At 54.6% G+C, this 478-nt stretch carries 1 rRNA gene; it reads left to right on the top strand.

Annotated elements, in window-relative coordinates:
* Positions 1-478 (top strand): 16S ribosomal RNA (locus ACVQ8P_RS00350); the annotation flags it as partial.

Raw genomic sequence — 478 nt, forward strand, 5'->3', positions numbered from 1 at the left:
CTCTAGAGTTTGATCATGGCTCAGAACGAACGCTGGCGGCATGCTTAACACATGCAAGTCGCACGGTCAGCAATGGCAGTGGCGGACGGGTGAGTAACACGTAGGAATCTATCCCAGGGTGGGGGACAACAGCGGGAAACTGCTGCTAATACCGCATGATACCTGAGGGTCAAAGGCGCAAGTCGCCTTGGGAGGAGCCTGCGTCTGATTAGCTTGTTGGTGAGGTAAAGGCTCACCAAGGCTACGATCAGTAGCTGGTCTGAGAGGATGATCAGCCACATTGGGACTGAGACACGGCCCAAACTCCTACGGGAGGCAGCAGTGGGGAATATTGGACAATGGGCGAAAGCCTGATCCAGCAATGCCGCGTGTGTGAAGAAGGTCTTCGGATTGTAAAGCACTTTTGTGCGGGACGATGATGACGGTACCGCAAGAATAAGCCCCGGCTAACTTCGTGCCAGCAGCCGCGGTAATACTA

The organism is Dellaglioa sp. BT-FLS60 (assembly GCF_054941065.1).